The 5,162-nt window shown below is 71.0% G+C and carries 7 protein-coding genes; 2 read left to right on the top strand and 5 right to left on the bottom strand.

The window, feature by feature from the left end; translation table 11 throughout:
- A partial coding sequence (locus FNH05_RS31865; RefSeq protein ID WP_144592558.1) for an MFS transporter occupies positions 1–570 on the bottom strand: 570 nt, incomplete at its 3' end.
- A 47-nt stretch (positions 571–617) separates the two neighbouring features.
- On the opposite strand from FNH05_RS31865, the gene FNH05_RS31860 reads away from it, so the two are divergent.
- A complete protein-coding gene (locus tag FNH05_RS31860; RefSeq protein ID WP_144592557.1) occupies positions 618–1,172 on the top strand; it encodes a TetR/AcrR family transcriptional regulator in 555 nt (184 codons plus the stop codon).
- 8 nt (positions 1,173–1,180) lie between these two features.
- Here FNH05_RS31860 and FNH05_RS31855 read toward each other — a convergent pair whose 3' ends face one another.
- The 3 genes from FNH05_RS31855 to FNH05_RS31845 are packed head-to-tail and all read right to left on the bottom strand — an operon-like array spanning position 1,181 to position 3,064.
- Positions 1,181–1,588, bottom strand: coding sequence for an arsenate reductase ArsC (locus FNH05_RS31855; protein WP_144592556.1), 408 nt, complete (start codon positions 1,586–1,588; stop codon positions 1,181–1,183).
- Positions 1,589–1,616: 28 nt separating this feature from the next.
- Entirely contained in the window at positions 1,617–2,699 is a 1,083-nt protein-coding gene (arsB, locus tag FNH05_RS31850; RefSeq protein WP_144592555.1) for an ACR3 family arsenite efflux transporter, read from the bottom strand.
- Positions 2,696–3,064: an ArsR/SmtB family transcription factor gene (locus FNH05_RS31845; protein WP_144592554.1), complete on the bottom strand. Its 369-nt coding sequence runs from the start codon at positions 3,062–3,064 to the stop codon at positions 2,696–2,698. The genes arsB and FNH05_RS31845 overlap by 4 nt, the downstream gene beginning before the upstream one ends.
- 92 nt (positions 3,065–3,156) lie before the next feature.
- Between FNH05_RS31845 and arsM the strand changes: the two genes are divergently transcribed.
- Positions 3,157–3,960 (top strand): arsenite methyltransferase, encoded by an 804-nt coding sequence (arsM, locus tag FNH05_RS31840; protein ID WP_144592553.1) that lies wholly within the window; start codon positions 3,157–3,159, stop codon positions 3,958–3,960.
- Between the two features lie 85 nt (positions 3,961–4,045).
- On the opposite strand, the gene FNH05_RS31835 is transcribed toward arsM, so the two are convergent.
- A partial coding sequence (locus tag FNH05_RS31835; protein WP_144592552.1) for an NAD(P)/FAD-dependent oxidoreductase occupies positions 4,046–5,162 on the bottom strand: 1,117 nt, incomplete at its 5' end.

Here is a 5,162-nt window from a genome sequence, read left to right as displayed (position 1 = left end):
CGGCAGCACCGGGCTGCGCTGCGCCTGGCCCCGGGTCGAGGCGACGAGCAGCACGGACACGAGGGGGAGCGCCACGACGGTCCACCACACCGCCGCCGTGCCTCCCGCCTGCCGCATGCCCACGGCCAGCAGCGGCCCGGCGGAGAGACCGCCCCACATCGACAGCCCGAACCAGCCCGCGGTCCGGCCGCGGCGGTCGGCGGGCGTGCCGGTCAGCACCCACGGCAGCGCCCCGGAGAACAGGGCGCCCTCGCCCGCGCCCATCACCAGGCGCGCCAGCAGCAGCACGCCGAAGTCCGGGGCGAGCAGGTGGGCGAGCGCGGCGAGGGTGGTCAGCAGTGCCCCGGCCAGCACGACCGGCCGCGCGAGCCCACCGTCGGCCGCACGCCCGGCGAACGGCCTGGTGGCGGCGGTGGCGGCGAAGGCGAGCCCGACGGCCAGTCCGGCCGCCGCGGGCCCGGCGGAGAACCGGGAGACCACATAGCCGGGAAGTTCCTGCAGGGTGGCGCCGAGCGCCAGGTAACCGCACAGCACCGCGAGCCACAACCGCCTCGCCGGGATTTCGTTCATGGCAGCGACAGTACCGATCGGTCTTGCCAGGTGTACAGTAGTTTTTCGTGAGCGATCCCACAGCGACCCGGTCCCGCATTCTGGACACCGCGGCGGCACTGTTCTACGAACGCGGAGTGCACGCGGTGGGCGTGCAGGAAATCGTGCGGCGCGCGAATGCGTCCAAACTCAGCCTGTACCGCTACTTCCCGTCGAAGGAAGATCTGGTGCGCGAGATGCTCGCCGAGCACAGCGACCGGATTCACGCCTGGCTGCGGCGGAAAACCGCCGACGCGCCGCCGGGTCCGCAACGCGTGTTGTCCGTTTTCGACCTGCTGATCGGCTGGTTCGCCGAGCCCGGCTACGGCGGTTGCACGGTGCTCAACACGGTGTCCGACACCCGGATGGATCCCGAAATCACCGCTATCGCGCGGCGGCATCTCACCCGTTACCGGGCGCTGCTCGAAGAACGCCTGCGGGAAATCGGGGCCGGGGATCCGGAGGGATTGGCGCGGCAGTTGCTGCTGCTGATCGAGGGCGCCAGCGTGGTCACCTCCATCGAGGGCTCCCCCGGTCCCGGCGCCGACGCCCGCGCCGCCGCCGCCCGCCTCATCGGCGCCTGACCCAGGTCTCAGGCGCCGGGCGGGACCAGTTCCTCCAGGAGTGCGCGGACGCGACGGTCGATCTCGTCGCGGATGGGACGAACCCGTTCGATCGGCTGACCGGCCGGGTCGTCGAGCTGCCAGTCGAGGTAGCGCTTGCCCGGGAAGACGGGGCAGGCGTCACCGCACCCCATGGTGATCACCACGTCCGCGGCCTGAACGGCTTCGGTGGTGAGGCGCTTCGGGAATTCCTTGGAGAGGTCGAGGCCGAGTTCGTTCATGACCTCGACGACGGCCGGGTTGATGGTGTCGGCCGGGGCGGATCCGGCAGAGCGGACCATGACCCGCCCCTGGGCGTGGTGGTCGAGCAGCGCGGCGGCCATCTGGGAGCGCCCGGCGTTGTGGACACAGACGAAGAGAACTTCGGGAGTGGACACGGTGGTTCCTTCTCGGGGGTCGTGGCGGCTACCCGCGTGCGGCGGGGGTGAACCGCCGGCGCAGGGCGAGGGAGACGTAGACCAGCGCGACCAGGACGGGGACCTCGATCAGCGGCCCGACCACCCCGGCCAGCGCCTGCCCGCTGGTGGCGCCGAACGTGGCGATCGCCACGGCGATGGCGAGTTCGAAGTTGTTGCCCGCCGCGGTGAACGCCAGGGTCGTGGTGCGCTCGTAGCTCAGGCCGATCGCCTTGCCGAACGCGTAGGAACCCGCCCACATCACCGCGAAGTAGACCAGCAGCGGCAGCGCGATCCGGGCGACGTCGAGCGGATTGCTGGTGATCTGGTGTCCCTGCAGGGCGAACAGCACCACGATGGTGAACAGCAGCCCGTACAGCGCGACGGGCCCGATCCGCGGCAGGAACCGGGATTCGTACCACTCCCGCCCCTTGCCGCGCTCGCCGAAGCGGCGGGTGAGGTAGCCCGCGGCGAGCGGGATGCCCAGGAAGATCAGGGTGCTCTTGGCGATCTGCCATCCCGACACCGACAGCGTGGTCGTGTCCAGGCCGAGCCAGCCCGGCAACACGGACAGGTAGAACCAGCCCAGGACGCCGAACATGACGACCTGGAAGACCGAGTTGAGCGCGACCAGCACGGCGGCGGCTTCGCGGTCGCCGCAGGCGAGGTCGTTCCAGATGATGACCATGGCGATGCAGCGGGCGAGGCCCACGATGATCAGGCCGGTGCGGTATTCGGGCAGGTCCGGCAGCAGCAGCCAGGCCAGGGCGAACATCAGCGCGGGACCGATCAGCCAGTTCAGGATCAGCGAGGGCCACAGAAGCCTGCGGTCGCGGGTGACGGTGTCGAGCCGGTCGTAGCGCACCTTGGCCAGCACCGGGTACATCATCACCAGCAGGCCGAGCGCGATGGGCAGGGAAATCCCGTCGACGGCGACCGCGTCGAGCCCGGTGCCAAGGCCCGGGATCCAGCGCCCGGCCAGCAGGCCGAGCGCCATCGCGGCGGCGATCCACACCGGGAGGAACCGGTCCAGGGTGGACAGCTTGCCCACGACTCCGGCCGGCGCCGCCGCGGTCTTGCCGGTAGTGGTCACGCCGTCACCACCGAACAGTCGGCGGGGGTGAGGACCGCGGACAGCCGGGCCAGCGTCTCGGGCTGCACCCGGTAGTAGATCCAGGTACCGCGCCGCTCCCCGGTGATCAGGCCGGATTCGCGCAGCACCTTGAGGTGATGCGAGATCGTCGGCCCGGTCAGGTCGAACGCGCCGGTCAGGTCGCACACGCAGGCCTCACCGCCGTCGTGGGAGGCGATCAGCGACAGCAGTCGCAGCCGCACCGGATCGCCGACCGCCTTGAACACCTTCGCCAGGTCCACGGCTTGGGTCTCGGACAGCGGCTCACGGACCAGGGGTGAGCAGCGCTCGGCCCCGGCGTCGACGATCGGCAACTGTTTCGACATAGCTCTATCTAAACAGATCTCTATCTTGACGTCCATCAAGACAACGGGCACGCTGTTAATCGACAGACATCGATCCTTAGAAGGAGTCCAGCATGAGTGACCAGGCTCACGAGCTGCGGGAACAGGTGCGCGAACGCTACGCGGAGGCCGCGGTACGCGCCGGTACGGGCCGCGACGCTTCGTGTTGCAGCGACGGGGGCCCGGCCGCGATCAAGGACCTGACCGGCGAGCTGTACGACGAGGCGGAGCGGTCGTCGCTGCCGACGGAAGCCGTGCTGGCCAGCCTCGGCTGCGGCAACCCGCTCGCCGTCGCCGAACTGCGCGAGGGCGAGACGGTGCTCGACCTCGGCTCCGGGGGCGGCATCGACGTCCTGCTGTCCGCGAAGCGGGTCGGCCCGGCCGGGAAGGTGTACGGGCTGGACATGACCGAGGAGATGCTCGCGCTCGCGCTGGCCAACGCGGCGAAGGCCGGTGCGGACAACGTCGATTTCCTCAAGGGCCACATCGAAGCGATCCCGCTCCCGGCCAACCGGGTCGACGTGGTCATTTCCAACTGCGTCATCAACCTGTCCGTCGACAAGCCCGCGGTGTTCGCGGAAATGTTCCGCGTGCTCAAGCCCGGCGGCAGGCTCGGGATCAGCGACGTGGTCGCCGAGGACCACCTCACGGCCGCCGACCGGGCCGAACGCGGCAACTATGCGGCCTGCATCGCGGGTGCGCTGTCCTTCACCGAGTACCGCGAGGGCCTGGCCGCCGCCGGTTTCACCGATATCGACATCACGCCCACGCACGAGGCCGCCCCGGACATGCACGCGGCGATCGTGCGCGCCACGAAGCCCGCTGACGCCCAGCGCCCCGCCCTTCCGCTCGCCCCGAAGAGCGGATGCTGCGGCTGACGCCCCTGTCGGGCGTTTGCTGTGAAGGGGCCCTTCACAGTCGATTTGACTGTGAAGGGCCCCTTCACGGCTCGCCACAGCGGGCTTAAGCGGCGCAGCACCCGCCCACGCCGGGCTCGTCGAACAGGCCAGCGCCGCCGCACACCCCGGTCTCGGGCAGCCGCAGTTCCACGCGTTCCGCGGCGTCGTGATCCCCGGCCAGTGCGGCGGCGATCGAGCGGACCTGCTCATAGCCGGTCATCGCGAGGAAGGTCGGAGCCCGGCCGTAACTCTTCATGCCGACCAGGAACACGTTCGGCTCCGGGTGCGCCAGCTCCTTCACCCCGTGCGGGTAAACGGTGCCGCAGGAGTGCAGGTTCGGGTCGATCAACGGGGCGAGCGCCACCGGCGCCTGCAGCGTGGCGTCCAGTTCCAGCCGCAGCTCCGACAGCCAGGAAAGGTCCGGGCGGAACCCGGTCAGCGCGATCACCTCGTCCACTGCTTCGAGCCGCTGCCCGTCGAGCGAAGACAGCACCAGCCGCCCGGCGGCGTCACGCGTGACCGTCGCGGTGCGGAATCCCGCCACCACCGCGACCGCACCCGCTTCCACCGCGGCCTTCGCACGCGACCCCAGCGCGCCCCGCGCCGGCAGCTGGTCGGCCTCCCCACCGCCGAAGGTGTCGCCCACGCCGGCCCGCCGTAGCACCCAGCTGATCCGCGCGGCCACCTTCGACAGGGCGACCAGCGCGGTCAGCGCCGAATGACCGCTCCCCGCGACGACCACGTGCTTGCCCTGGAACCGCGAACGCACGCCGGGGTCGTCGAGATCGGGGATCCGGTAGGAGATCCGGTCGGCGGCCGCGAGTTCACCGAGCGCGGGCAGGCCGTCGCCGCCCAGCGGGTTGGGGCCGCGCCAGGTGCCCGAGGCGTCGATCACGGCACGCGCGGTGATCAGCTCCTCGCCGCCGTCGGCCAGCCGCACGTGCACCGTCAGCGGTTCGGTGTCCCGGCCGTGATCGACCACTCGGTCCCGGCCCCGGCGCGCCACCCCGGCGACCTCGGCACCGAACCGCACCCGGTCGCCCAGCGCCGTCGCCAACGGAGCCAGGTAATGGGTGGCCCACTCCTGTCCGGTCGGGTATTCGTCCGGGTTCGGGCGCCGCCAGCCGGTCGGCGCCAGCAGCCGCTCGGCCGGAGCCACCAGCTCCGACCAGGTCGAGAAC

Source organism: Amycolatopsis rhizosphaerae (assembly GCF_007713715.1).
GTDB classification, from domain to species: Bacteria; Actinomycetota; Actinomycetes; order Mycobacteriales; family Pseudonocardiaceae; genus Amycolatopsis_E; species Amycolatopsis_E rhizosphaerae.
This window is presented reverse-complemented; position numbering and strand designations above follow the sequence as displayed.